Annotated in this window: 21 protein-coding genes; 10 read left to right on the top strand and 11 right to left on the bottom strand. The window is 63.9% G+C overall.

Annotation, left to right across the window (positions count from 1 at the left end; genetic code table 11):
- Positions 1–178: 178 nt before the first annotated feature.
- From AC5E6W_RS03290 to AC5E6W_RS03280, 3 genes are all read left to right on the top strand, one after another.
- Entirely contained in the window at positions 179–2,140 is a 1,962-nt protein-coding gene (locus AC5E6W_RS03290) for a DNRLRE domain-containing protein (RefSeq protein ID WP_491750828.1), read from the top strand.
- Positions 2,056–5,700 carry a hypothetical protein gene (locus tag AC5E6W_RS03285; protein WP_491750827.1) on the top strand — a complete coding sequence of 1,215 codons (3,645 nt, stop codon included), beginning with the start codon at positions 2,056–2,058 and terminating at the stop codon, positions 5,698–5,700. The genes AC5E6W_RS03290 and AC5E6W_RS03285 overlap by 85 nt, the downstream gene beginning before the upstream one ends.
- 68 nt (positions 5,701–5,768) lie before the next feature.
- The gene (locus AC5E6W_RS03280; RefSeq protein WP_491750826.1) at positions 5,769–7,787 is read left to right on the top strand and encodes a glycoside hydrolase family 88 protein; all 2,019 of its coding nucleotides are present in this window, start codon (positions 5,769–5,771) and stop codon (positions 7,785–7,787) included.
- A 142-nt stretch (positions 7,788–7,929) separates the two neighbouring features.
- Here AC5E6W_RS03280 and AC5E6W_RS03275 read toward each other — a convergent pair whose 3' ends face one another.
- The 4 genes from AC5E6W_RS03275 to AC5E6W_RS03260 form a co-directional block, all read right to left on the bottom strand.
- Positions 7,930–8,214 (bottom strand): Hpt domain-containing protein, encoded by a 285-nt coding sequence (locus tag AC5E6W_RS03275; protein WP_491750825.1) that lies wholly within the window; start codon positions 8,212–8,214, stop codon positions 7,930–7,932.
- A gap of 184 nt (positions 8,215–8,398) precedes the next feature.
- Complete coding sequence (locus tag AC5E6W_RS03270) at positions 8,399–8,770, bottom strand: response regulator (RefSeq protein ID WP_491750824.1); 372 nt, start codon at positions 8,768–8,770, stop codon at positions 8,399–8,401.
- Between the two features lie 183 nt (positions 8,771–8,953).
- On the bottom strand, positions 8,954–10,327 hold the full coding sequence (locus AC5E6W_RS03265; RefSeq protein ID WP_491750823.1) for an ATP-binding protein: 1,374 nt from the start codon (positions 10,325–10,327) through the stop codon (positions 8,954–8,956).
- A 110-nt stretch (positions 10,328–10,437) separates the two neighbouring features.
- Positions 10,438–11,223, bottom strand: coding sequence for a lysophospholipid acyltransferase family protein (locus tag AC5E6W_RS03260; RefSeq protein ID WP_491750822.1), 786 nt, complete (start codon positions 11,221–11,223; stop codon positions 10,438–10,440).
- A gap of 257 nt (positions 11,224–11,480) precedes the next feature.
- On the opposite strand from AC5E6W_RS03260, the gene AC5E6W_RS03255 reads away from it, so the two are divergent.
- Complete coding sequence (locus AC5E6W_RS03255) at positions 11,481–11,963, top strand: DUF2062 domain-containing protein (RefSeq protein ID WP_491750849.1); 483 nt, start codon at positions 11,481–11,483, stop codon at positions 11,961–11,963.
- Positions 11,964–12,084: 121 nt separating this feature from the next.
- Here the strand turns inward: AC5E6W_RS03255 and AC5E6W_RS03250 are convergent, their stop codons facing one another.
- Positions 12,085–13,068, bottom strand: coding sequence for a phospholipase C/P1 nuclease family protein (locus AC5E6W_RS03250; protein ID WP_491750821.1), 984 nt, complete (start codon positions 13,066–13,068; stop codon positions 12,085–12,087).
- Between the two features lie 76 nt (positions 13,069–13,144).
- Here AC5E6W_RS03250 and AC5E6W_RS03245 point away from each other — a divergent pair, with 76 nt between their 5' ends.
- Positions 13,145–14,779: a VWA domain-containing protein gene (locus AC5E6W_RS03245; protein WP_491750820.1), complete on the top strand. Its 1,635-nt coding sequence runs from the start codon at positions 13,145–13,147 to the stop codon at positions 14,777–14,779.
- 32 nt (positions 14,780–14,811) lie between these two features.
- On the opposite strand, the gene AC5E6W_RS03240 is transcribed toward AC5E6W_RS03245, so the two are convergent.
- The 5 genes from AC5E6W_RS03240 to AC5E6W_RS03220 form a co-directional block, all read right to left on the bottom strand.
- Positions 14,812–15,636, bottom strand: coding sequence for an SOS response-associated peptidase (locus AC5E6W_RS03240; RefSeq protein ID WP_491750819.1), 825 nt, complete (start codon positions 15,634–15,636; stop codon positions 14,812–14,814).
- 45 nt (positions 15,637–15,681) lie between these two features.
- Positions 15,682–16,344: a leucine-rich repeat domain-containing protein gene (locus AC5E6W_RS03235; protein ID WP_491750818.1), complete on the bottom strand. Its 663-nt coding sequence runs from the start codon at positions 16,342–16,344 to the stop codon at positions 15,682–15,684.
- Between the two features lie 4 nt (positions 16,345–16,348).
- A complete protein-coding gene (gene pncB, locus AC5E6W_RS03230) occupies positions 16,349–17,707 on the bottom strand; it encodes a nicotinate phosphoribosyltransferase (protein WP_491750817.1) in 1,359 nt (452 codons plus the stop codon).
- 197 nt (positions 17,708–17,904) lie between these two features.
- Positions 17,905–18,576, bottom strand: coding sequence for a hypothetical protein (locus AC5E6W_RS03225; protein ID WP_491750816.1), 672 nt, complete (start codon positions 18,574–18,576; stop codon positions 17,905–17,907).
- A gap of 244 nt (positions 18,577–18,820) precedes the next feature.
- Positions 18,821–19,156, bottom strand: a complete 336-nt coding sequence (locus tag AC5E6W_RS03220) for a hypothetical protein (RefSeq protein WP_491750815.1) — start codon at positions 19,154–19,156, stop codon at positions 18,821–18,823.
- Between the two features lie 293 nt (positions 19,157–19,449).
- On the opposite strand from AC5E6W_RS03220, the gene AC5E6W_RS03215 reads away from it, so the two are divergent.
- The 3 genes from AC5E6W_RS03215 to AC5E6W_RS03205 all read left to right on the top strand — a co-directional run bounded on the left by AC5E6W_RS03215 (position 19,450) and on the right by AC5E6W_RS03205 (position 21,069).
- Complete coding sequence (locus AC5E6W_RS03215) at positions 19,450–19,869, top strand: hypothetical protein (RefSeq protein WP_491750814.1); 420 nt, start codon at positions 19,450–19,452, stop codon at positions 19,867–19,869.
- A complete protein-coding gene (locus AC5E6W_RS03210; RefSeq protein ID WP_491750813.1) occupies positions 19,862–20,056 on the top strand; it encodes a helix-turn-helix transcriptional regulator in 195 nt (64 codons plus the stop codon). The genes AC5E6W_RS03215 and AC5E6W_RS03210 overlap by 8 nt, the downstream gene beginning before the upstream one ends.
- A 116-nt stretch (positions 20,057–20,172) precedes the next feature.
- A complete protein-coding gene (locus AC5E6W_RS03205) occupies positions 20,173–21,069 on the top strand; it encodes an alpha/beta fold hydrolase (protein ID WP_491750812.1) in 897 nt (298 codons plus the stop codon).
- 122 nt (positions 21,070–21,191) lie between these two features.
- Here the strand turns inward: AC5E6W_RS03205 and AC5E6W_RS03200 are convergent, their stop codons facing one another.
- The gene (locus AC5E6W_RS03200) at positions 21,192–22,316 is read right to left on the bottom strand and encodes a serine hydrolase domain-containing protein (RefSeq protein WP_491750811.1); all 1,125 of its coding nucleotides are present in this window, start codon (positions 22,314–22,316) and stop codon (positions 21,192–21,194) included.
- Between the two features lie 203 nt (positions 22,317–22,519).
- Between AC5E6W_RS03200 and AC5E6W_RS03195 the strand changes: the two genes are divergently transcribed.
- Both AC5E6W_RS03195 and AC5E6W_RS03190 read left to right on the top strand, forming a co-directional pair.
- Positions 22,520–23,902, top strand: coding sequence for a methyl-accepting chemotaxis protein (locus tag AC5E6W_RS03195; protein WP_491750810.1), 1,383 nt, complete (start codon positions 22,520–22,522; stop codon positions 23,900–23,902).
- Between the two features lie 200 nt (positions 23,903–24,102).
- Positions 24,103–25,485 carry a methyl-accepting chemotaxis protein gene (locus AC5E6W_RS03190; RefSeq protein ID WP_491750809.1) on the top strand — a complete coding sequence of 461 codons (1,383 nt, stop codon included), beginning with the start codon at positions 24,103–24,105 and terminating at the stop codon, positions 25,483–25,485.
- Positions 25,486–25,577 lie beyond the last annotated feature (92 nt).

The following is a 25,577-nucleotide window of genomic DNA, read 5'->3' as shown; positions in this document are numbered from 1 at the left end:
AATTCTTTGAACGACCAAGCGAACCTTTCGTACTCCGGATGCCAAGTCTCCGCGGCAGAGCATTTCCTGCGGCGTCGACTTCCGGATAGGGCCACGCAGAGCAGGACTCGGTGCTGAGGGAAGTGGAGTGAGGCGAGACGCAGCGTTGCGTCTAGGGCAGGCGGCGTGGGTCCGTGTCTTGCGGGCCGTACTTGCGCTTGCGCTGACGGTCGCTGCGATGAAGGGATGGGCGCAGGAAGCGACCCTGGTCGGGGATGCGCACGTCTCCAGCGGGCAGCCCACGGTGAACGCGGGCAGCCTGAGCAACCTGAACGTGGGGGGCGGCTACACCGCGCTGCTCCAGTTCGACCTGGGATCGCTGCCGCCGGGGACGGTGGCCAGCCAGGTGACGCGCGCCACCCTGAAGGTCTATCTGAACCGCGCGGACAGCAGAGGAACTGTATCCGTCGCGCCGTTGCTGGGATCATGGAGCGAATCGGCCGTGACGTATGCGACGCTGCCGGGAATCGGCAGCGCGGTACAGACAGCTCAGGCGGCGACGCCGGGGCAGTTCGTGACCTTCGACATTACGGGCCTGGTACAGCAGTGGATCAGCTCTCCGGCAAGCAACGATGGTGTGGCGTTGACGGCGGCCACCGCGGTGGTTCAGTTCGACAGCAAGGAGAATGACGAGACTTCGCACGAGCCGCGGCTGGAGATTGCATTGGCGACGGGTGGGTCAGCGGCTGTCGGGGCTACGGGAGCGACTGGAGCCACAGGAGCGACGGGTGCGGCGGGCGCAACGGGTGCGACGGGACCGCAGGGACTCGTGGGGCTGGCAGGAGTTGCAGGAGCCAACGGGGCTACAGGATCTGCGGGGGCAACGGGGCCGATGGGAGCTGCCGGGGCGACTGGAGCGACAGGTGCGATGGGCCCGGCGGGTTTGCCCGGCGCTACAGGTGCGGCGGGTGCCTCGGGTACTGCCGGCGCGACGGGAGCTACGGGGGCTACGGGATTGACCGGCGCGACTGGAGCTGCAGGGGTCGACGGCGCTTCGGGCACGAAGCTCACCTACCAGGGAGGGTATGACTCGACGGTGAACTATGCCTTCGGGGACGTGGTGCTGTGGCAGGGGTCGAGCTATGTGTCGCTGATTGCGTCGAACCACGGCAACACGCCGAGCTTGCCGACAGGATCGTGGGGGCTGATGGCGACGGGCGGAGCTACAGGGCCAACCGGTGCGGACGGCGCGACAGGAGCGACGGGACGGGCGGGTCTCGATGGAGCGACCGGGGCGACGGGAGCTCCGGGCGCGACCGGCGCCGCAGGCAGTGCAGGGACGCCGGGGCTGGTGTATCAGGGAATGTACAACTCGGTCGTGAACTACGCGCTTGGCGATGTGGTGACGTGGCAGGGCGCGAGTTATGCGTCACTGACGGCCTCCAATTACGGGCAGACGCCGGGTGTCAATCCGGCGGCATGGGGGCTGTTGGCGGCCCAGGGTGACGCGGGGCCTGCTGGGCCGGTGGGTGCGACGGGTGCGACCGGTGCGGTGGGTCCGATCGGTTTGCAGGGGCCTGTTGGTCCGCTCGGATCGCAAGGGGTACAGGGACCGCAGGGGCCCGTGGGCGCTCAGGGGCTGACCGGGGCAACGGGCGCCGTGGGACCGGTGGGTGCGATGGGCCCTCAGGGATTCGCGGGCAGCGATGGGGCGCAGGGCGTTCCGGGAGTGACGGGCGCGACCGGGGTGGCTGGAGCGCAGGGGCCGGCTGGAGTGCAGGGGCCAGTGGGGCTCAACTTTCGCGGAGCGTATGACTCGACGATCAACTATGCGGCGAACGATGGCGTGCTGTGGCAGGGCGCGGGCTGGGTTTCGCAGCATGAGACCAACCATGGGAACACGCCCGGGACCACCGTGGGCGACTGGACGATGTTCGCTGCGGCGGGGTCGACGGGCGCAACCGGGCTGCAGGGAAACATCGGCGCGACGGGTGCCGTGGGTGCGATGGGACCGGCGGGGCTCAACGGCCTAAACGGAGCGACGGGGGCACGGGGGCGACCGGAACTCCGGGACTCGTGTACCAGGGGGCGTACCGGGCGACCAATAACTATGGTGTCGGCGACGTGGTGGTGTGGAACGGGGCGAGCTATGCCTCGCTGATGGCGGGAAACCTCGGGCAGACGCCCGACGCGAGTCCCGCTTCGTGGGGATTGCTCTCGGCGCAGGGAGCGGTGGGAGCTGTGGGCGCTAGCGGAACACAGGGCGTTGCCGGTCCCGTGGGGCCAGCGGGACTTACCGGCCCGGCGGGCCTGCAGGGAGCGACTGGGCCGCAGGGATTTGTGGGAGCTACGGGTCCGCTGGGGCCGATGGGCGCTACGGGGGCCATTGGTCCGGCTGGCCCGGCCGGGGCTACTGGACCGCAGGGGTTAGCGGGAACGGATGGGGCGCAGGGAGTTCCCGGTGCGGCAGGCGCCACCGGGCCACAAGGGCCAGTTGGGGCGACCGGGGCTGCGGGCGCGGTGGGGATGAGCTTTCGTGGAGCGTACAGCTCGACCGCGAGCTACGCGCAGGGCGATGGCGTGCTGTGGCAGAACGCCGGGTGGATCTCGCTGGCGAACGGCAATGTGGGGAACACGCCGGACCAGTCGCCGGCGGAGTGGGCGATGTTTGCCCTGGGCGGTGCGACGGGGGCGACGGGAGCCGTGGGCATGGCCTATCAGGGACCGTACAACTCGATCACCAACTACAACCTGGGCGATGTGGTGGCGTGGCAGGGCGCGAGCTTCGTCTCGCTGACGGCCTCCAATTATGGGCAGACGCCGGGGGTGAACCCCGTGGCGTGGGGTCTGGTGGCGTCGCAGGGAGGTGCAGGGCCTGCGGGAATGGCCGGACCTCAGGGCGTCGCGGGCGCGACCGGGCTGCAGGGATTGAGCGGTCCTGCGGGGCCGCAGGGCTTGCAGGGAGTCGCGGGTCCGCAGGGACCGGCGGGTGCGCAGGGTTTGATCGGAGCGACCGGCACCGCTGGACCAACAGGCCCGACAGGCACACAGGGAATTGCGGGCAGCGATGGAGCTCAGGGCGTTCCCGGGGTAACGGGTGCCACGGGCTCCGCTGGTCCGCAGGGGGCAGTCGGTCCGGCAGGACCGGTTGGGCTGAGCTTCCGCGGGGAATATGATTCCACGGTCAACTATGGGGTGGGGGATGGCGTGCAGTGGCAGGGAGCGGGGTGGGTGTCGCTGGCGGCGAGCAATGCCGGTCATGCGCCGGATCAATCGCCTGGGCAGTGGGCGATGTTTGCGGCTGCCGGGAGCAACGGCGCGACGGGTGCTACGGGGGTGGCTGGTGCAACGGGTGCGCAGGGGCCGGCCGGAGCGAATGGGCTCGCTGGAACCACGGGAGCGACTGGAGCGGTGGGAGCTACCGGGACACCGGGGCTGGTCTATCGCGGGGCGTATAGCTCCACCACAAACTATGCGCTTGGCGATGTGGTGGTGTGGGCTGGGTCCAGCTATGCGTCGCTGGTGTCTTCGAATGTGGGGCAGACGCCCGATGAGAGTCCCGCGTTTTGGGGCTTGCTGAGCGCGCAGGGCGCGGTGGGAGCCGTGGGGCCGCAGGGGATTGCCGGCCCGGTTGGGGCTACTGGATCTGTGGGTCCACCGGGATCGCAGGGAGTTCCGGGGGTGCAGGGAGCGCAGGGGTTGCAGGGGCCGGTCGGAGCGCAGGGGCTCAGTGGCCCGGCGGGTCCTACGGGAGCGACCGGCCCCACGGGATCGCAGGGGCTGGCGGGAAGCGATGGGGCACAGGGTGTTCCGGGTGTGGTTGGGCCGACCGGACCGCAGGGGCTTACGGGAGCCACCGGAGCCACTGGCACTGTGGGATTGAGCTTTCGCGGAACCTACGACCCAGCTGTGACCTATGCGGCGGGCGATGGAGCGCAGTGGCAGGGGGCCGGATATGTGTCGCTGACGGGGTCGAACACCGGCAACACGCCATCGAGTTCGCCCACGAACTGGGTGCTGTTTGCGGCTGCGGGAGCGACCGGCGCAACAGGGGACACAGGTGGCCAGGGACTGCAGGGGCCTGCGGGAGTGCAGGGAGTCGCGGGGCCAGCAGGTATCGCCGGGCCGGCGGGGGCTACGGGCGCGACTGGAGCGGTGGGGGTGAGCTTTGTTGGGGTGTACTCGGCGGCGACACCCTACAGCACGGGCGATGCGGTGAGCTACGGTGGATCGAGCTATGTGTCGCTGGTGAGCGGCAACGTCGGCCAGAACCCGGCGTCAAGCGCGAGCTGGCTGCTGCTGGCGGCTCAGGGAGCGACCGGAGCGGATGGAGCGCAAGGCGCGACCGGGTTGGCTGGAGCCGCGGGAGCTACGGGAGCGGTTGGTCCCGCCGGGGCGACGGGACCACCGGTGAGCTTTGCCGGGGCGTGGGCGATGGCGCAGGGATACAACGTGGGCGATGCGGTCAGCTACCTGGGGTCGAGTTATATTGCGGTGGCTGCGAACACGGGCCGTCAGCCGGATGTGAGCGCTGGATACTGGTCGCTGCTGGCCGCGTCGGGACGGACTGGTTCCACTGGTGCGACCGGACCGACGGGGTTGCAGGGGCTACTGGGATTTTCAGGAGCTACGGGGCCGCAGGGCAATGCTGGTCCGCAGGGTGTGGCTGGGGTGGCAGGACCTGTCGGGGCGACGGGATCAATCGGTCCGGCGGGGCCGCAGGGCGCGACTGGAGCTACCGGTTCGGCGGGCGTGACGTGGCAAGGAGCCTATGTTCCGGCGACCATCTACAACGTGGGCGATGCGGTCAGCTATGCGGGGTCGACGTACCTCTCGCTGGTGGCCGACAACACTGGGCAGCGGCCGGATGTGGCCACGTCAAGTTGGGCGGTGCTGGCCTCCGCTGGCGCCAATGGCGGTCAGGGCGCGACCGGAGCCCCGGGAGCCAGCGGGGTGGCAGGCATAGCCGGCCCAGCTGGGCCGACAGGAGCTACAGGCGCTACGGGTTCCGCAGGAGCGGCAGGCATGAACTTCCGCGGGGGATGGACCGCGGGCACCTTCTATAACGTGAACGATGCGGTGACCTACGAGGGCTCGAGCTATCTGGCGACTACTGCCGGCTCTAACCTTGAGCCGGACCTCTATCCAGGCTTCTGGAGCCTGCTGGCGCAGGCTGGGAGCACGGGCCCGAGCGGGCCTTCGGGCGCGGCGGCGATCGTGAGTCTCGGCACGGTGACGACGCTGGCGGCCGGTTCGCAGGCCACGGTCACCAATACGGGCACGGCGCAGAGTGCGGTGCTGAACTTCGGCATTCCGCAGGGGGCGCAGGGCGCGGGTGGGTCGAGCGGGACGAGTTCGACTGGCGGCAACAGCTTCGCCGCGATGTATCACTCGGTGAGCTACCTGACGACCTACTATGCAGTGAACACTCCCAACTCCTCCGCCAGCGAAGGCGATGCGGTGCTGGCGTGGGTGCCGAACGGATGCACGGCAAGCTCGCTGACGGTGTACTCGCGGCAGTCGAACGACATCACTGTCACGCTGCGGCTGGGCGCGCCAGGCTCGATGAGCGGCGTTTCTGCGCTGAGTTGTATTACGACTGGCGGACAGTGCAGCGTTAGCGGCTCGGTAGCCATTGCTGCGGGCCAGTTCATTGATCTTCAGATCAGTGGAGCTTCGGGGACAACTGCAGGCGTGTGGACCTCGCTGACCTGCCAGTAGGCCTCATTCCGCATCTCGCATGTCGACCGGTGCGCTCTCACGTATTCTGTTGCGGTTGAGGTGAGCTCATGCACGATGCATTTCTGCGCCGCGTTCTTGTCGCGGCGCTGGCGGTAGGGACGATGGCTGTTGCAGGTTCGCGAACCGAAGCCCAGGGCAATGCTGCTCGCAACGATGGGGCTTCGACGCATGCGCAGGCGATCCCCGTGCTGCTGCCGCCGTCGGGTCCGTATCCCGTGCTGGATCACGCGATGACACTGTGGCCTGAGGGCCGCATCGGCAACCACAGGGACTGGAGCTACGAAGAAGGCACGCTGCTCGACGGGGTGCTGGCGATGTGGAACGCCACCGGCGATCCTCGCTACTTCGAGTATGTGCATAAGGCCGTCGATCGCGCGGTGGATGCGCAGGGGATCATCCACCTGACGCCGGAGAAGATCTTCCCGGAGGATGAGCACACGCTGGACGATATCGAGATGGGGCGCAGCGTGCTCGCGATGTATCGCGTGTTGCAGAAGCCGCAGTACTACACGGCAGTGCAGTTCCTGCACGACAAAGTGCTGGCGATGCCGAAGAACGCTGCCGGAGGCTACTGGCACAAGCAGATCTATCCGAACCAGATGTGGGCGGATGGAGCGTACATGGCCGGACCGTTTATGGCGGGTTATGCGACGACGTTCCAGGATCAGGCGTCGATGGACACCGAGGTGGCACAGCTGTTGCTGATGGATGCGAAGCTCAGCGACAGCACAGGCTTGCTGCATCATGGCTGGGACGCCAGTCTGCAGATGCCGTGGGCGAATAAGAAGGACGGCAAGAGCCCGGAGATCTGGGCTCGCGGCGTGGGATGGTATGCGGTGGCGCTGGTAGAGGTGCTGGAGCGGATGTCGCCGACGGACCCGCAGCGTGCGGCGGTGCAGGCGGTGGCGCAGCGGTTGCTCGGCGCGGTGATTCGCTACCAGGATCCTGCGACGGGGTTGTGGTGGCAGGTGATGGACAAGGGCAACGAGAAGGGCAACTATCTCGAGACCTCGGCGAGCTGCATGTTTGTGTATGCGCTGGCCAAGGGTGCGCGTCTGGGCATCGTTGGGATCAATGCGGAGCCTGCGGTGACGCGCGGCTGGGAGGGAATCCAGAAGCGGTTTGTGAAGGCGGATGGCACGCTCTCCGGCACGGTGAAGGTAGCGGGGCTGGGCGGCACACCGTATCGCAGCGGAACCTATGAGTACTACGTGAATGATCCTGTGGGCGATGACGACGCGAAGGGCATGGGAGCGTACCTGATGGCGCTCAGCGAGATCGTGCAGCGGGATCGTGCGGCGGATCTGTTGCGGCGCTCGCATGGCAAGGTGGTGCTGGGCGATGCGTGGTTCAACTCGCAGAGGCGCAAGCTGCCCAACGGCAAGGAAGAGCTCTTCCACTACAAGTGGACCGACGATGCGAACAGCGGTTACAGCGTATGGGGACGGATGTTCCGGCAGTATGGCATGGTGACGGAACTGCTGGACCATGCACCGCGCGCAGAGGACCTGAAGGGCGTGTCGATCTACATGATCGCGTCGCCGGATATTCCTGCGCTCAATCCGAATCCACATTACATGGACAAGGAGAGCGCGGACGCCATCGAGGCGTGGGTGAAGGCCGGCGGCACGCTGGTGGTGATGGAGAACGACTCCGAGCATGCCGATCAGCAGCATCTCGATCTGCTGATGGACCGCTTCGGGATCCACTACAACGCGGTGACGCGCAATCGCGAGCTGAACAACGTGTACGACAACACGCTGGTGACGATCCCCGCAGGCACGGGCGGCATCTTCCACCAGGCCCACAAGGCGATCATGAAAGAGACCTGCAGCATCAAGGTCTCATCGCCGGCGAAGGCGATCCTCAATGACAAGGGGACGGCGGAACATGAGGGCGATGTGCTGATGGCCGTCGCGCATGTGGGCAAGGGGCTAGTGTTCGCCAACGTCGACCCATGGATCTACAACGAGTACACGGATGGGCGGAAGCTTCCACTTGGTGAGGATAACTTTGCGGGTGGGCTGGAGCTGACGCATTGGCTGGTAAGCGAGGCGACGCGGTAGTATGTGGTTCGCGATCCTTAGGGGGTATCGCTAGTCCGCTTCGCTCAAGATCCCGCGCCCTCAGGAGCTAAAGCCCTTGTATTTCCGGGATCTCTACGGCTGAAGCCCTGCTCTGACAAAGCAGGGCGTTTGCAGAAGCTATCTAAAGACCCAGAGTGGCGCGGAGGGCATTGGTCAGCATGCGCAGGTCAGCTGCCTCGACGGGGCCGATTGTGGTCAGATCCTGCTCGATCCGGCGTGCGATATCGGTTCCATCGGCGTAGCCATACATACCCAGCGAACCCGCAAGCTTGTGCGCGGTGCTGGCGGCCTCAGCGCGCTGTTCCGCGGAGAGCGTACGGCTCCCTGCAGCCGCGGCGGCGCTGTCGAGAATCTCCAGCCTGCCCCGCATGAGGGGCAGGTTGCGCTCCCAGATCGCCATCATCATCAGGCGGAGTTGGTCTTGCGTTTCACTCGGGGGAGTCACTGACTCAGGGTATCGCGGTACGACCTCTGCGTGCGGGTACGACTTAGGAAAAGTCGTCACTATCCCCGCGAATGCGGGGTCAACGCACATACGCGTGTGATTCGAGCGCGAAATCCGGAGCGTGAAGTGCGGCGGTTGGTACCGTTCAGTTCCAACCCAGAGCCACGGACATCTGCTCGGCGAGCGTGAGGGGATCGAAGGGCTTGAAGAGCACCGCGGCGACTCCCAGTCCGGCGAAGCGCCGTTGGTCGACGCCCTGGACCTTTGCTGTCAGCAGGATCACAGGGATCTGTGAGAGCTCGGGAGACTTCTGCATCTCCTTGAAGGTGGTGGGCCCATCCATCGCGGGCATCATCACGTCCATCAGGATGGCGTCAGGCGGGTCGGAGAGCGCGGCCTTGATGCCGTCCGCTCCGGAAGAGGCAGTGCTCACGGTCCAGCCGGCGATGGACTCGAGCGACAGCGCCGCGACCTCGCGGATATCTTCCTCGTCGTCAATGATCAGAATGCGTCGCACGGTCTCTACCTGGAGTTGCGGAGTGGAAGCCGGAATGGCTTCGAAGTCATTCTACGCTGCACGTTTGGCGCTATCCTATGCCACCTTTGGAGCGTGTCTGGCAGTGCACTCGCCGAATCGAAACACGCCTGCAGGCATCGCGATTGCGGTCGAAGGCGGTGGCGTGGCCTGAGTGTTAGGGGACTAGCCGAGACGCGAGCCGGGGGCAATGGGCCTGTAGGAGAAGCCTTTTCCGAGGAGCGGCACGCGGCCATGGGCCAGTTCCAGGACGCGGGCGAGCTCGGTGAGTAGCAGGCCTTCGTTGAGCGGCTTCTTCACCCAGCCTTCGGTCGCGGCCATCAGCGGAAGTTCCTCGCCCGAGTCCGAGGGACTGACGACGCTGATGACGACAACGGGAATCGCGGCCGTGGCTTCGGTGTGCTTGAGGCGTTCGATGGTCTGCCAGCCGCTCATGCCGGGCATGTAGAGGTCCAACAGGATGACGTCGATGCGCTGGTTGGCGGCGATGGAGAGACCTTCGCCGCCGGAGGCAGTCTCCACCACCAGGTAGCCGTGGCGGCGCAGCAGCTCCACCATGGTGCGGCGCGAGACATCGTCGTCGTCGACGACTAATACGGTGGACTCCACGCGCCTGTGCCCGCGTGCCGGGACGGGAACGCCTGCAGCGGTGACCCGGGGCATGCGCAGGGTGAAGGTGGTACCGGCGCGTCCGCTGCCGTGCGCATCGTTGCGCTCGGCCCAGATGGTGCCGAGGTGTTGCGTGATGATGGAGCGGCAGATGGCAAGGCCAAGGCCGGTGCCGCCCTTCTGGCGCGCGTCCGAGGGATCGACCTGGCTGAAGCGATCGAAGATGGCTTCGATCTTCTCGGTGGGAACGCCGCGGCCCTGGTCCTCGACGCGCAGCACGAAGAACTCGCCGTCCGAGCCGGTGAGTACGCGCACGGAAGAAAGCGGCGGGGAGAATTTGATGGCGTTGGAGAGCAGGTTGCAGAGCACCTGCTGGAAGCGGTCGGGGTCGCCGTCGAAGGTGATGGGGTCGCCGGAGGGTTCGGGCACGGTGTCCAGCCGGACCTGCGCGGCCTCGGCGAGCGCGGTCATGGTGTCGACGGCGTGCTCCACCAACTCCTGCAGGATGCAGCGGCGGATGTGCAGGGGAGCGCGGCCGGAGTCCATACGCTCCAGGTCCAGGATGTCGTTGATGAGCCGCACGAGGCGGTCGGTGTTGGAGCTGGCGATGCGCAGCAGGTTGGCGGCTTTATCGTCCAGCTTGCCCACGACACCGGAGCTGAGGAGGCCGAGGGCGCCGCGGATGCTGGTCAGCGGGGTGCGCAGCTCATGCGAGACGGTGGAGATGAACTCGTCCTTGATGGTGTCGAGTTCGCGGCGCTCTTTGAGCACGGTCTGCTGGTGCTGAGCCTCGCGCAACGCCTGGGCGAGTTCGAGATTCAGACGGTCGCACACCTGACGAGTGCGTGCGTGCTGGATGCCCAGTGTGATGGACACCACCGACAGCAGGAACACCAGGACCGAAAGGACCGTGATGACGATCGTAATCATGCTTGGCCGAAGTTCCATGCTATCGCACGGAGGATGCAGGGATCGGTGTTTCTTCTCTCAGGGATGCACCAAGGTAGCTGCCCTCCCTGTCTTTGGTGATGGGCGATGGGCTATCGTACGGCTCCGCCAGGTTGGCCCCTGGTGGTACCGCTCAGTTCCAGCACGTGGTCGTGGGCGATGACGGCGGCAATCTTGCGGTCCTCGTAGGCCTCTGGCGGGAAGGTGATGGGGCCATCGGCAAACTGGATATGGACGCGCAGGCTCTCGAGGCCGACCAGGCTCCAGACCATGTTGGGAAGCGAGCGCTCGCCGAGATAGACATCCTCGCGGGGAGTGCGGCCGCGGGCGATGTCGGCCGGAGTGAGCTCGTAGTGCAGGAAGCTCGGGGTGACGTCGGCTCCGGCGGCCAGCGATTCGGCCAGCAGGCCGCTGCGGAAGGGCATCACTGGCTGGTCGCCCATGAAGGTGCCGCCTTCGGGAAAGAAGGTGACGGGCAGGTGATCGCGAAAGCCTTTGGCCATGTTCTCGGCGGCTTTCTGGGCGCTGCCGCCGCCGCCGCGGACGACATAGACCGTGCCGGCCATCATGCTGATCCAGCCGATCAGGGGCACCTCGCGCAGTTCAGCCTTGGAGACAAAGACCGTGGGCCGTAGCGCGGAGTGCGAGAGGATGTCGATGATTGTGAGGTGGTTGCAGATAACCGCGCCTTCCACCGGGATGGGCCCGCGGGGCAGGACGGTGATATTCGCCGCGCGCAGCACGCGGCCGCAGAAGCGTGTGAGCCAGGCGGCGCGCTCGGGACGCGTGCGCGGACGCCTCAGCAGGAGTTCGGAGAGAGAGAAAACAAACATCCAGCCGATGGCGGCCAGGCGGAAGATCCGGCGGAAGAAGATCAAGCGTAGCCCTCAGCGGCAAAGGGCCGCGTTGCATGCACTCACGAGTGTAGCTGTGAACCGGAGTGTAGCTTCCAAACAGAGTAGCAAGGGCGCGTTTCAGTCCGATGGAGGCTGGGTGGGGGCTGTGGTCGCAGGAACCCACTGTCCTGCATCCAATCGGTTGAGGGACGATGGGCTCGAGCCGGTCACAACAGAATCCGCGGACACATCGTCATGGTCATCGTGCGGAGCTGCGCAGGCGATTATCCTTGGCGGGAGTGCGAACTTTCTTCCATCGGCGCGTCGTGCATCCGTTGCTGGAGCTGTTGCGGATGGGTGCTACGCCGGAAGGCCTGGCGTGGTCGCTGGCCATTGGTGTGGTGGTGGGCGTGAATCCGCTGCTGGGCTCGACGACCGTGGTGGGGTTGGCACTGGCCGGAATCTTCCGGCTCAACCTGGTGGCGTCGCAGATCGGCAACCACATCGTCTACCCGATTCAGATTGCTCTGTTCCCACTGTGGGTACACATTGGCTCGGTGCTGTTCCATACGCCGGGGCTGCCGATGGGCAAACGCGCACTGATCGAGGGTGTCACACGCCATCCGTGGGAGACGACGCGCCTGCTGTGGACCTGGGAGTGGCATGCGCTGATCGTGTGGTTCGCGGCCGCGATCATCGCTGCGCCATTGCTCAAAGCGGTGCTCGAACCGATGCTGCGCAGGCTGCATCGGCATATGCATTTGAAGCAGCAGAACAGCTGAGGGGCGGCAGAACAGGTTGATCGCAGCCTCCCGGGGTTGCATGCAAAGAGCAAAGGACCAGCCGAGGCTGGTCCTTTGCTCTTTCTGTTCTGCTGTTCTGCTATTCAGCTACTCTGCTGCTCTACTGCGCGCCGGTGTAGGGCTTTACCGGATCGGCGGAGTGTACCCACGCGGAGTAGATGAGGTCGCGGAGCTCGATGGCTCCGGCCGCGATGCGTTCTTCCGTGAAGGCCTTGGCCTCGGCGGAGCCTGCGTCGGTGAAGCCGCCGGCCTTCTCGAGCTGATAGGTCTTCTCCACCATCGAGTGGGTGTGGTCGAGATACTGCATGAACTGCAGCCACTCATCGTTGATGACATGCGGCTGCGACGCCGCGACCAGCGGACTGAGATCCTTCTCCTTGATGTTGGCCGAGACGTAGATGCTTTCGAACTGGGCGTGGATCTTGTGCTCGGTGGTGTAGTGGTTTGGGTTCTCGCCCGTCCAGCCGTTGTATTGGATGGTGGTGTGCAGCGGCTGCGAGCCGTCGGCAACATAGTGGCCAAGCCAACCGGAGTAGAAGAGGATGGCTTCTTCGACAGGCTTCGTTTCCTTGTGCTGCTCCTTCAGCTCGCGGTAGTTGCGCATCGCGCTCTTGAGGCGCTGCCACACTTCTTCCACCTGCCAGGGCAGCATGCCGACGCCTTCGGGCGTGAGCTTTGCCATGTCGGGATGTGCGGCCTGTGCCTTGGCGAGACCGCGCAGGAAGTCATAGCGGCGGCGCGGCAGGCGATAGCCATCGACGCAATCCTTGCCGTCGGTGCAGGTCTCGCCGGCGAGGTTGGCCCACTCCATGTCAATGAAGTGGTCAGGCGTCTGCGTGACATCAAGCTCGGGCTCGGCGTCGTACTGCTTCCAGCGGTCGGGCTCGGGTCCGAGGTAGGCCATCTCTTCGAGCGCGGCTTTGTCGCGCAGGAAGTCGGGCACACTGGCCGGTAGGGCGGCTGCGGCTAACTCGTTAATCATCATGTGGCCGTCGCGGCCCCAGGCGAAGGCGGACTGGGCGGTCAGCAGCGGAATGAGCGCTGCGGCAACGGCAATACGGGAGAGAGAGGGTACGCGGGACATACGGGGAGTATACGAGGCCGTGTGTGACGGGACGTATACTGATCGCCAATCCCAGGCTCAATCGGAGGTCGGCGCGATGTCCCGCAACGTAAGGCTGACAGCGCTATGGATCGTCGCTGCCGCTGCTGTTATGGTCGCGCGGGCGCAGGACGATGTGCCGCTTCCAACTCCAACGATCACCGTGTCTACCCACCTGGTGCAGATCAGCGTGATTGCGCGCAATAGCAAGGGCTCGCCTGCGGTAAAGCTGACGAAGGACGACTTCGTGCTGCGCGACCAGGGCAAGGCGCGGAAGATCAGCGTCTTCGAGGTCGAGTCGGATGGGTTGCGCAAGAAGGCGGAGGAGCCGGCTGCGGCGGATACCTTCTCAAATCGTAGCGAACCCGAGGTTCCCGCGAGCGGCGTTTCCAACAGCGCGCCGAGCAGCGCGCGAGGCAACATCACGATCCTGCTGCTCGACAATCTGAACACGCTTTCCGGATCGCACTCGATGCCCTACGAGGACTCGCCGGTGTGGATGGAGGATGGCGCTGCGCTGTACGCGAAGCATCGCCTTCTCGTGGCACTGCAGCAGATGGACCCCGCCGATCGCGTTGCTATCTATGTTCTGGGCGGGAGCCTGCGTCTGCTGTGCGACTTCACCTGCGACCGTGAGCAGCAGATCGCGGCGGTGAATACGTATGACCCCGCATCCAAAACTCTGCGCGAGGTCGCGGAGCCAGGAGTCTATCGCCTTCCCATGGACCCGGAGCTGCTCAAGAGCAGCAATAATGCGCTGGCGGCGCAGTTCAACGGAGCGCGGGCACGGGCGACGCTGACCAGCCTCAGCGTTATCGCAAAGCATGTGGCGGCGATCCCCGGTCGCAAGAGCCTTCTCTGGCTTACCGCGGACCTTCCAATCCCGGGCCAGGCTGCGGCGCGCGTTGTCGCACCTGCCAACATCGCCATCTACCCAGTCGACGCTCGCGGCTTGATGCCGGCGATGTTTGTGGAGAACACTGCGGTGGGTGGAGCTCCGCCGTCGCTTCGGGCTCCGGGCACCACACCTCCGGGGATCGAGGCGATGCGGGAGATGGCCTATGAGACAGGCGGCCGTGCTTACGTGAACACCAATGGCATCTCGCAGGCCATCCGCGAGGTCGCGGAGGATGATGGGGCTCGCTACACGGTTGGCTTCTATGTGGACGAGGCTTCGGTGGATGGCAAGTTCCACGAGCTGAAGCTGCAGGTGGACAAGCCGGGCGTGACATTGGAATTGCCGCGGGGTTACTTTGCGACGAAGGACCCTCCGCCTTCGGACTCTACCTACGCGAGGATCCTGGCTGCGATCCAGAGTCCGTACAACGCGACGGCGATTCCGCTGGACATCACAGCGGCGAAGCTCGAAAAGCCGAAGCCGCACATGCTCCAGCTGACAGGTTCCATCGGCATTGCGAATCTGCCGATGCTTGCGGAGGATGCGGACCACAGCGCGTTGCTCGAGATACGGCTGGTGGAGCAGGATGCGGCGGGAAACGTGCTGCGCCAGGCCATCCACCGCATGGACCTGCGGCTGACGGAGAAGCAGTACCATGCATATCTCGAGAGTGGGGTGGCGTTCCGGCAGACGTTGCAGCCGCTGCCTTCGACGACGGTGATGCGGGTGCTGGTGCGTGAGCCCGAGAGCCGACAGCTTGGCAGCGTGATTCTTCCGTTGCGGCAGCTGAAGTAGGGCAGCGGCTTCGCCGTTAGCAGGTCCTGCAACTAGCTGAAGAGCGATCCTTGCTGGTCGTCATCGTTCTTCTTGAGAGCTTTTGTAGCCTTTGGCTTCGCGGGCTTTGGCTGCTGTGCGGCTTCCAGATTTTCGTCATCTAGCTGTTCTGCCGATAGCTCTTCGAGCAGGTTGGTTTCGGTGTTGCGGACGTTGCCCACCTTGTCGCCGACGCGCCAGGTGATCATCTCTTCGGCGGGGAAGGGGCGGAGGAGGTCGAGTGGCAGGCGTTCGTCGTCGCTGGCTTCGGAGCCTAGCCAGCAGTCGTAGTCCTTGCGGGCGATGATGACGGGCATGCGGTTGTGGAAGGGTTCCATGAGCTCGTTGGGGTCGGTGGTGATGATGGTGAAGGTCTCTAACCATCCGCCTTCGGCACCTTCGGGCCAATCGCCCTGTGGCTCTTTCCAGCGCTCCCAGAGGCCCGCGAAGGCGTAGAGTCCGCCGTCCTTCATTGCGATGGCGTAGGGACGCTTCTGTTTGGGGCCGAGCTTCTGCCACTCGTAGAAGGCGTCAGCGGGGACGAGGCAGCGGCGCTTGCGGAGCGCTTCACGGAAGCTGGGCTTCGAAGCGAGGTCTTCGGCACGGGCGTTGAAGCGCATGGCGCCTTCCCGTGCGCTGCGCGCCCAGGCGGGGATGAGTCCCCAGCGCAGCAGGACGATCTCGCGCTCACCGGTGTGGGGCGAGAGCCGCACGACTGGCTGGAAGGTCTGCGGCGCAACGTTGAAGTTCTCGCCGAAGGGAGGCAGGTCGTCTTCCGCGACACCGAACCAGGCAGCGATGGTCTTGCGCGAGGACTTTAGGGCGTAGCGACCGCACATGGTTTGATTATGCCGTTCGTCGCAGCGGACAGCTTCTGATGTGGCTCACCTGTAGATGAGACATCCGCGTGCTTCGAGCGTCGTGAACCATGTGGGTTCGTCCAATGTTTCCACCCAGCGGAGATCGAGCTTCTCGAGGCGAGGCATTTCGGCGAGCGCTGCGGGCAGCGATTGCAACGGATTACCACGGAGATCGAGTTGTCGCAGTTCGGTCAAGGCGGCGATCGATGCTGGGAGCGTGGTCAGCGCGTTGTTGCGCAGGTGCAGTTCGCGAAGGCTACGAGCGTGGGCGATCTCTTGTGGCAGCTCCGCCAGCTTGTTGTCGGTGACTCGCAGCTCGACCAAAGATGGGAGCTTGCAGATAGCTGTTGGAAGATGCTCGAACGCGTTCTCGCTGAGGTTCAGGTAGCGCAGTTTTCGGAGCTGAGCGATGGAGGCTGGCAGTGTCGCAAGGTGGTTGTCGTGAAGATAGAGGAAGTCACTCAGCGATTCCAGATTGCCGAGGCTCTCAGGAAGCTCGGTGAGCTGGTTGTGGCCGAGATCCAGCATCCGCAGGTGGCGGAGTTCGCCGATGCGGGGCGAGAGCTCCCGGAGATCATTGTCGGCCAGAATCAGTGCTTCGAGGTCGTGGCGATCCCACACGTCCTCGGGAACCGTCCCGAGATGCTGCTTCCAAAGATTTAGCGTTGGTCTCCGCGCTGCGGTCATCGGGCTACACCAGCACCGGGGTTTCTTCGAGGACGGGTGAGTTGAAGACTTTGCGGTAGCGGGCTATGGCGTCGGCGGGGCCGGTGGACTTGCTGGGGTTGTCGGAGAGCTTCACCGTCGGGATGCCGTCGGCGGAGGTCAGCTTGCAGACCAGCGAGATGGGTTCGAGGGTGTCTTCGCCGCGGGGGTGGCAGTCGCGGAAGTCGTTCGTCAGGAGAGTACCCCAACCTGCCGAAAAGCGGATGCGGTTGCGGAAGTAGTCATGCAGGCCGACGATGGTGTCGGCGTCGAGGCCGTCGGAGGCGATGAGGCGTTTGGCGCGTGGGTCCTGGCCTCGTTTGAGGAGCCAGGCGATGTATTCGTCGCCGGCCTCGAAGGGGTCTTTGGAGTCGACGCGTTCGCCGGTCCAGTTGGCGACCCAGGCCGGGGCGCTATCGAGGAACTGGGTGGTGCCGAAGGTGTCGGGGAGCATGATGAGGAGCGCGCCACCGTAGCTCTGCTGCCAGAGCTCGAGGACCTTGTATTGGCTGGCGCGGAGGTCGTCGTCGGAGCCGCGGGAGGCGATGGCGGCGAGGGCCATCTGGAGCTCGTGGGCGTTGGTGCCGATGGCTTCGAGATCGTGCTTGTAGGCGAGCGAGGTGTTGGATGTTCCGGTGAAGCGCTCTTCGCCGGGGGAGTCGGTGGCGCCGCGGCCGTGGTTGAGCACGGTCTTGAGGGCCTGGACGCAGTACTCCTGCCAGAGGAAGCTGTGGCGGCGGCGGGTTCCGAAGTCGGAGAGGCGGAGGCCTTCGACGCGGCGGAGGAGCTCGATCTTGTCCCAGAGGCGGGTCTTGGCGCGGGCGTAGAGGACGTCGAGCTCGAGCTCGTTGAGCTCGGCGAGGGCGGAGCGGGTCTTGAGCTCGGAGACGATGGCGAGGGCGTAGACCTCCCACAGGGTGACCTCGGTCCAGAGGCCGGAGAAGCGGACGACGAGCTGGCCGGCTTGGTCCCCGGACTGCGGTTCGAGGATCTCGTAGTCGGAGAGGCGGAAGTCCTTTTCCAGCCAGTCGAGGAACTCGGGAGAGAAGATCTGGCGGACGCCGTAGAAGGTGTTGCCGGCGAGCCAGACGAGTTCGGACTTGCGGAGGCGGAGGCCACGGACGTGCTCCATCTGGTCGCGTAGGGCCCCAGCGGAGATGCGGTCGGCGAGGCGGACCTTGATGGTGCGGTTGTGGATCTCGCTGGTGACGGGGACGTTGGGGAAGTTCTTCCAGATGAACTGCAGCATGAGCAGCTTGTAGAAGTCGGTATCGAGCAGGGAGCGCACGATGGGGTCGAGCTTCCAGTTGTGGTTGTGCGCGCGCTCGGCGAAGTTAACGTTCATCGGGTTGAGGACTAGCTTACCCCCTCCCCCCTCTTCGAAGCCAAGTGTTGAATCGATGGGAGTTAGGCCCGGACTTCGTTTGTAAGTGTTCTATTCAGGGCGGTTAGGGGATAAAAGTCTTTGGATGGAACCAGAACCGCTCGTTTTCCATTCCGTTCCTCTTCTTCCCTTAACTTGCCTGATAGACTCATACGTTTTCAGCCCTTCTTCGTGAGTTGCATATTCATCTCAAACTCTTCTAACAATTTCCAGTGTAGGTAGGTTGGAAGCGGGGCTTCGGAAAAATACTTGTTTTCAGAGAATCGGGTCTCCGCTCTGTGTTCAATCGAGAAGGAAGCTATCGGATACTTTCGAGATGATGGATCATGCCCCACTCGTACCGTGAACGGTTCATATTTCACGGGCTCCATCCAGATTTGCGATAGCTCCTCCCCACACTTCGTGGCAAGGCTTCTGACGGCTGGGTTGACATCCAGGATGGGGACATCGCTAAAAAAAGTCACATCGCTGATGTAGCCAAATCTCTTTATCGCCCCAGGCTTGTAGTTGAGCCCCAGTTCTTCTTGGCCCCAAGTGAGAATTTCTTCCAGAACGGCCTTCGATACATCGGTATTAACCCGAGTTTCGAGTGTCAGCAAAGTATCCCAGACGACTAGCTTGTCTATAGGCCAGTCGTGCGTTGATCCATCTACGAAAGTTATTCCCTTGCTGGCGTTGAATTCCTCAATGGTTTTAGGGAACTTCTGGAACTCATATTTCTCCGCCAGCCGCCTCACAAGCTCTGCCGCAGAAATCTTGCTGCCTGTTAACAGGTCAGCGAGTTCGATGAATCCAAGCGTTCTAGCGAGAATGACCGCCGACTTGCGCAAGATTCTCCTCTCCATTTAGAGACCCGCCGCTGGCGGCCATACTCATCGCCGTCGTGGGTGTCACGGTTGTCCTTGCCGCTCCGGTAGAGAACTGCTGCTCGGGACGATCCACCTCATATACCCGAACCCGCGGCATGGGTGGGTGAATCTTGCGCTGTCTTCGCGTCTCGATGGCCGAAACCAAACCCAGAGCAAAAACTATTGAAACCCCGACGGCCGACCAAAGGGCGATGTGGGACATTTTCTAATCCTCCTTCCGCCTTCCGGCGACGTGGGACAAAACGACAGCTCCTAGGAAGCACGCTAGCGACAACCAATATGCCTGATGAAGAGTCGGATCATCGAGGTGTCTGTGGTCATAAATAATGTCCAGCAGCGGGAAGACGAACCAAAGGACAGCCGCTTCGTTTAGGAAAGTTTCCGCTACAGTGCAGGTCTTTGGATCGAGCGTGATTCGAAAGACCCACTTTGCAGCCACTATCAACCCGTGATTGATGGATTGCCACCATTTTCCATAGGCGATCAGCGCCACCACGAGGACAATCGCTCGGCCGATCCAGGCGGTATTCACGGTGCCCAATTATAAGCATATCGGCCAAAATGCCCTCGGAGTTTAGACTCTTTCGCGATCTTTGTGGCTCGCTGCCCCGCTCGTTCGTTCAATTCTGCTTCCTCTCCATTTTACGTAGGTCCCTGTGGTCATTGCGCAAGACGTGTGGCTGTCTTCCTGCGCGGTTTCTTAGAGTTACGGCAAGGCGCGGATGAGCGCCCTTGACAGCTATAAATATGTGACAAGGACGCTTGACATGACAAGCTTGCTTGACGTAAAGTTTGCTTGTCAGTTAATGGTAGTTGCGTTTCGAGGAGGACGTGATGCTTTGTGTGGGAAGTACGCCGGCGAAGAAGCGGTATGAGCGGGATGTGTTGTGGATCATGGTGGTGTATGCGGTGTTGCTGCTGGGGTCGTCGTGGGTGGTGAAGCATACGCATGTGGTGGGCCCGATGTTGTACTTCTGGTCGGTGCTGCCGGCGGTGCCGATTATTGCGTTGATGGCGCGGCTGGGGCGGTACCTCCAGGAGGAGACGGACGAGTTTCTGAAGGCGCAGCGGGTGCGGTCGATCCTGGTGGGGACGGCGGCGATTCTGGGAGCGTTGGTGGTGGACGATTTTCTGCGGGCGTTCGCGCACTACAACGGGTTTGAGCCGTTTGTGTTGTTCGCGATCTTCGCGGTGGCCAATGGCATTGCGGAGCTGGTGCAGTACCTGACCAACCGGGTGCGGGACGATGCTTAACCGGTTGAAGGACCTTCGGGCGGAGCGGGGGTGGTCGCAGGCGTTTCTGGCGGAGAAGCTGGAGGTCTCGCGGCAGAGCGTGAATGCGATCGAGACGGGGAGATACGATCCTTCGCTGCCGCTGGCGTTCAAGATTGCGCGGCTGTTCGAGCTGCCGATCGAGGGGATCTTTACGGACGTGCAGTAAAGCAAAAACACATTGGCAACGTGACAGATGTCATGCCGGGGAGATGAGAAACTTCCATGGCGAAGGACGGCGTGCGCCTTGAGGATGAAGTTGCAACCGAAAGAGGAGATGGGGAGATGACGAAGCTGCTGCAGATTCTGGCGACGCTTGTGTTTGTGGTGGGCGGCGTTGTGCTGCTGTGCGTTCCGGTGCGGGCGCAGGATTTCACGACGGTGCGGTTCACGGTGGTGGATGCGGGCAAGGTGGGAGCTCCGGATGTGGTGCTGATTCCGGGGCTGGCGAGCTCGCGGAGCGTCTGGGACGCGGAGGCGAAGCTGCTGGCTCCGAACTATAGGCTGCACCTGGTGCAGGTGAATGGGTTTGGGGGGCAGGCGCCGGGGGTGAATGCGACGGGCGAGATTCTGCCGGGGCTGCTGGAGGAGCTGCATGGGTACATCGTGGCGGGGAAGATGCGTCCGGTGGTGGTGGGGCACTCGCTGGGCGGGCTGCTGACGCTGATGCTGGCGGCGAAGTATCCGGGGGACGTGCGGAAGATCGTGATTGTGGATGCGCTGCCGTTCTATTCGGTGCTGTTCAGTCCGTCGGCGACGGTGGAGACGGTGAAGCCGCAGGCGGAGGCGATGAAGCAGCAGATCCTGGGGATTCCGGATGCGCAGTACAACGCGATGCAGCCGATGATGATGAAGATGATGGTGAAGGATCCGGAGGGGCTGAAGGTCGTGGTGGCGGATACGGTGGCGAGCGACCGGAAGGTGATGGTGGAAGCGATGATCGAGGACATGGAGACGGACATGCGTCCGGAGGTGGCGACGATCAAGGTTCCGGCGCTGGTGTTGTATGAGCACGACGCCACGCTGCAGATGCCGAACGTGGACACGTACGAGGCCGCGATGAAGGCCGGCTACCAGGCGATGCCGAACGTGACGCTGGTGCGGATGGATGGGGCGCGGCACTTCATCATGTATGACCAGCCGGCGAAGTTCGACTCGGCGCTGGAGGGGTTTTTGAAGTAGGCGTTGGTGATGGTGCGTTCCCACTGCGCGTGGGGCGGGCGCTCCGCGCCTTTTTACGGCTTCGCTTGGTCCTCCCGTTGGTCGGAGAGGGGATTTTTGCTCGTAGGGGATGGTAGGGGATGTTAGTGCGATGCGGTCTCGTCGTAGAGGGGATCGGGGTAGAGGATGCGGACGATTTCTCCGATGACTTTGGGGCCGTTGTCACCGTTGGTGAAGATGACGGCTCCGATCTGTTTGCCGGGAACGAAGAAGGCGTGGGTGTGGTCTCCGGTGTCGGAGCCGGAGTGGTCGATGATGGTGACGCCGTTGTGGTCGAAGACCTGCCAGCCAAGGCCCATGCCAGCGGAGAAGTGGCAGGGGGTATTGGGGGCTTCGAGCTTGCAGAGGAGTTCGAGGTCGGCGGGCGAGGTCCAGTTGCGGCTCATGACGAAGCGCTGTTTGGCGATAGCGGGGCTGATGCCTTCGTTGTGCATGACGCTGACGACAAATTTGGCGTAGTCACCGACGGTGGTGTGGACGAGGTCGGCGGCGTTCCAGGTGGGCGTGAGGTGGGGAGGCTGGAAGGCGTCCGTGCCGTCGGGAGCGTGGGTGAAGGGTTGCGAGACGCGGCCGGTGAACCACGGCTGGGTGGTGAAGGAGGTGCTCTTCATGCCGATGGGGCCGAGGACGTACTGCTGGGCTAATTCGTCGAAGGGGCGTTTGGCCTTAGCCTGGGCGAAGCGGGCGAGGTAGAAGTAGCCTTCGCCGGAGTAGCTGGTCTGGGCGCCGGGTTCGAACTTGAAGGTGAGGACGCCGTTGGTCATGCGCCGCCAGTTGGCGAAGCCGGTCTGGTGGGTGAGGCAGAGGCGCGGCGTGAGCTCCTTGTTCCAGGGATTGTCTTTGACGTCGGGATCGACCCAGAAGGGGTAGATGGGCTCGTCGAGCTGGAGTTCGTTGTGCGAGGCCATGCGCAGGATGGTTTCGGCGACGATGGGCTTGGTGAGCGAGGCGATGTTGTAGAGCGTCTGGTCGGTGGCGGGAACGCCGGGGCTCTGTTCGCCGGAGACGACGGTCCAGGCGATCTTGCCGTTCTCGATGTAGGCGACGGCGGCGCTGGGGACGTTGTTGGCCTTGAGCCAGAGCGGGAGGTTGCCCTGAATGCGAGCGCGGAGGGTGGCAGCGGAAGGCTGCGGAGTTTGCGCCGTGGCGGGGAGGATACTGAGCGCGAGGCTGAGAGCTGCGAGGAGTCCTTGGTGCAGAGAGCGCATGGGGTCCGTTCCGTCCGGAGTGTCGTGTTGAGGCTGATACGCGGAGGGAGGGGCGGCGGTTCCGGGTGCCGTTCCGTTTAGGGCCTGCGGGCGATCACCGGTGACCCCTGGATGAATGTTTCCCACTACGGGTCGATAGGAACGCTGTGAACGATTGGCCTATTTCTCGAAAGATTTCGGCTGGCTTTGCCGGAGTGCTGACCATGATGGCCCTGCTCGCGGTGATGTCCGGCTTGACGATGCGGACCGTGATGCGGGGAGAAGACACCCAGGACCGAAGCTTTGTGCCGGCGAAACAAGAGGCGACGAACTTCGAGCGCGAGATCCTGAATGCTCGCATCTTCTACATCTACAACGTGACGATCCAGAAGCCGGGAGCGGTGGAGAAGGGTGAGGAGCGCTTTCATGAGGCGCAGCAGCGGCTGGTAGCGCTGACGGCGCTGGTGGAGGCGGACGATGCGCTGCAGGAAGTTCGACCGGCTGTGACGGAGCTGCAGCAGGCGATGAAGGACTATGAAAGCGCGTTGCGACCAACGCTGGCGATGGTGGCACGAGGCGAGCGGAGCGGACCAGGCTACGATGCGCAGGTGAAGGACTGGGCGGCGCATGGAGCGACGCTGGTCGCTGACGCGGAGGCGGTGCAGGATCTTTGCTCGAAGCTCAGTGCGAGCTCGCGGGCCTCGATGGTGGACGGCATGCACCGCGCGATGCTCATCGGCAGTTCGATCTTTGGCATGACGCTGCTGCTTTGCATCGTGTGCGCGGTGTGGCTGACGCGGCAGATCGATGCGAGCCTGAATGCGATTACGGCTGAGCTGCGGGAGGGCGCATGCCAAGTGTCGATGGCAGCGGCGGGTGTCTCGGATGCGAGCCGGGTGCTGGCGCGGGAGACTTCGGAGCAGGCGGCGATGATCGAGGAGACGTCGGCGTCGACGGAGCAGATCAATGCGATGGCGCGGCGGAACATTGTGAGCTCGGGAAGCGCGGCGGGGCTGGTGTCGAGCGCGGCGGAGAGTTCCCAGGAGTCGGACCTGGCGATGAAGGAGTGCGTCGAGGCGATGGACGCGATTGGCGATTCGAGCAAGAGGATTGCGAAGACGCTGCAGGTGATCGACCAGATTGCGTTCCAGACGAACATCCTGGCGCTGAACGCGGCGGTGGAAGCGGCGCGGGCGGGAGAGGCCGGCAAGGGATTCGCGGTGGTGGCGGAGGAGGTTCGGAACCTGGCGCAGCGGTCGGCGAAGGCGGCTGAAGAGATCTCGGAGCTGACGACTCTTTCCGCCAGTAACTCGGATGTGGGCAGCAGCAAGATTGCGGCGCTGGTGGAGTCGGGGCAGAAGGCGACTGTGGCATTTGCGTCGGTGAAGGGGCTGGTGGCGCAGATCCACGAGGGAAGCACGGAGCAGGGCCGCGGGATTGAACAGATCGGCCGGGCGATCCAGAAGATGGAGGCGGTAACGCAGAAGAGTGCGGCGAGCGCGGAGGAGAGCGCCGCGGCTGCGCAGCAGCTGACGGCGCAGGCGGAATCGCTGGCGGACCTGGGGTCGCGGCTGGATTTGATTGTGAAGGGCGCGCGGGCGGCCTGACGAGGACTCATCGATCCCAAGGGATAAGGGGATGAATGAGCAGAGGTGCGTTCGCGGCGACCTGCGCCGCACCAATTCCGATATGAAACTACGTGTTGTGGGTCAGCGGTGAATGTTTCCCGCAAGAGGCCGATAGGCGCGTTGTGAACGGCTGGCCCATTTCCCGGAAGATCTCTCTCGGCTTTGCCGGATTGCTGACCATGATGGCCCTGCTTGCGGTGATGTCGGGTTTGACGATGCGCACGGTGATGCAGGGCGAGGACACGCAGGCGCAAAGCTTCAGTCATGTTCAGCAGGGGGCGACGGGCTTCGAGCGCGAGATCCTCAACGCGCGCATCTTTTACATCTACCAACTTACGATCCAGAAGCCTGGAGCGCTGCAGAAGGGCGATGAGCGGTTTCGTGCGGCGCAGGAGCGACTGACGAATCTGGCCACGCTGGTGAATGCAGATGAGCAGTTGCAGACGGTGCGTCCGGCTGTCGTGGAGCTGCAGCGCGCGATGACGGATTACGAAGGCCAGATGAGGCCTGCGTTGGCGATGGTGGCCCGCGGGGAGCGAAGCGGCCCGGCCTATGATGCGCAGGTGAAGGAGTGGGCGGCGCGGGGAGCCACGCTGGTCGCGGACGCTCAGGCGGTGCAGGATCTTTGTGCGAAGCTCAGCGAGCAGTCGCGGACGTCCATGGTGAGTGGCATAGTGAGGGCGTCGCTGCTGGGAGGATCGGTCCTTGTCCTCAGCCTGGTTCTCAGCATTGGATTTGCGGTGTGGCTGACGCGGCAGATCGACAGCAGCCTGAACGCGATCACGGCGGAGTTGCGGGAGGGCGCGGAGCAGGTACATGCGGCAGCCGCCGGCGTCTGCGACGCCAGCCAGGACCTTGCGCGAGAGACGTCGGAGCAGGCGGCGATGATCGAAGAGACCTCGGCGTCTACCGAGGAGATCAATGCGATGGCGCAACGGAATGTGGCTAGCTCCGGCAGTGCAGCCGGGTTGGTGACGAGTGCTGCGAAGAGTTCTCAGGAGTCGGATCTGGCGATGAAGGCGTGCGTCGAGGCGATGGATGCGATCGGAGAGTCGAGCCAGAGTATTGCGAAGACGCTGCAGGTGATCGACCAGATTGCATTCCAGACGAACATTCTTGCGTTGAACGCCGCGGTGGAAGCGGCGCGTGCTGGAGAGGCTGGGAAGGGCTTCGCGGTGGTGGCGGAAGAGGTTCGGAATCTTGCGCATCGCTCGGCGAAGGCGGCTGAGGAGATCTCGGAGCTGACGACGCTTTCAGCGAGCAACTCGAATATGGGCAGCACGAAAATTGCAGCGCTGGTGGAGTCGGGTCAGAAGGCGACCGCGGCATTTTCGTCGGTGAAGGGGCTGGTCGAGCAGATTCACGACGGAAGCACCGAGCAGGGCCGGGGGATCGAACAGATCGGACGGGCCATCCGGAAGATGGAGGCGGTGACGCAGAAGAGCGCCGCCAGCGCGGAGCAGAGCGCTGCAGCCTCGGAACAGCTTACGGCCCAGGCGGAGATGCTGCAGGAGCTGGCGTCGCGGCTGGATGTGGTGGTGAAGGGCGCGCGGGCGGCGTAAGGGGCTGCGGGCGAGGGAATCGCCGGTGTTCGTTCTCAGTTGCCAGTTCTCAGTTTGCCAGTTGCCCGTTGGAGAGGCTCAGGAGGAGCACC

It is taken from the genome of Bryocella sp., from assembly GCF_058498515.1.
Note: the sequence above shows the minus strand (reverse complement) of the source record. Positions and strands in the feature narration are given on the sequence as shown.

Bases quoted from the DNA above. Each gene is read 5' to 3' on its own strand.
- AC5E6W_RS03280 (WP_491750826.1), top strand. From the start codon at position 5,769: ATGCACGATGCATTTCTGCGCCGCGTTCTTGTCGCGGCGCTGGCGGTA.
- AC5E6W_RS03275 (WP_491750825.1), bottom strand. From the start codon at position 8,214: ATGATGATGGCGATCTGGGAGCGCAACCTGCCCCTCATGCGGGGCAGG.
- AC5E6W_RS03265 (WP_491750823.1), bottom strand. From the start codon at position 10,327: ATGATTACGATCGTCATCACGGTCCTTTCGGTCCTGGTGTTCCTGCTG.
- AC5E6W_RS03250 (WP_491750821.1), bottom strand. From the start codon at position 13,068: ATGTCCCGCGTACCCTCTCTCTCCCGTATTGCCGTTGCCGCAGCGCTC.
- AC5E6W_RS03245 (WP_491750820.1), top strand. From the start codon at position 13,145: ATGTCCCGCAACGTAAGGCTGACAGCGCTATGGATCGTCGCTGCCGCT.
- AC5E6W_RS03240 (WP_491750819.1), bottom strand. From the start codon at position 15,636: ATGTGCGGTCGCTACGCCCTAAAGTCCTCGCGCAAGACCATCGCTGCC.
- AC5E6W_RS03235 (WP_491750818.1), bottom strand. From the start codon at position 16,344: ATGACCGCAGCGCGGAGACCAACGCTAAATCTTTGGAAGCAGCATCTC.
- pncB (WP_491750817.1), bottom strand. From the start codon at position 17,707: ATGAACGTTAACTTCGCCGAGCGCGCGCACAACCACAACTGGAAGCTC.
- AC5E6W_RS03215 (WP_491750814.1), top strand. From the start codon at position 19,450: ATGCTTTGTGTGGGAAGTACGCCGGCGAAGAAGCGGTATGAGCGGGAT.
- AC5E6W_RS03210 (WP_491750813.1), top strand. From the start codon at position 19,862: ATGCTTAACCGGTTGAAGGACCTTCGGGCGGAGCGGGGGTGGTCGCAG.
- AC5E6W_RS03205 (WP_491750812.1), top strand. From the start codon at position 20,173: ATGACGAAGCTGCTGCAGATTCTGGCGACGCTTGTGTTTGTGGTGGGC.
- AC5E6W_RS03200 (WP_491750811.1), bottom strand. From the start codon at position 22,316: ATGCGCTCTCTGCACCAAGGACTCCTCGCAGCTCTCAGCCTCGCGCTC.
- AC5E6W_RS03195 (WP_491750810.1), top strand. From the start codon at position 22,520: ATGATGGCCCTGCTCGCGGTGATGTCCGGCTTGACGATGCGGACCGTG.
- AC5E6W_RS03190 (WP_491750809.1), top strand. From the start codon at position 24,103: ATGATGGCCCTGCTTGCGGTGATGTCGGGTTTGACGATGCGCACGGTG.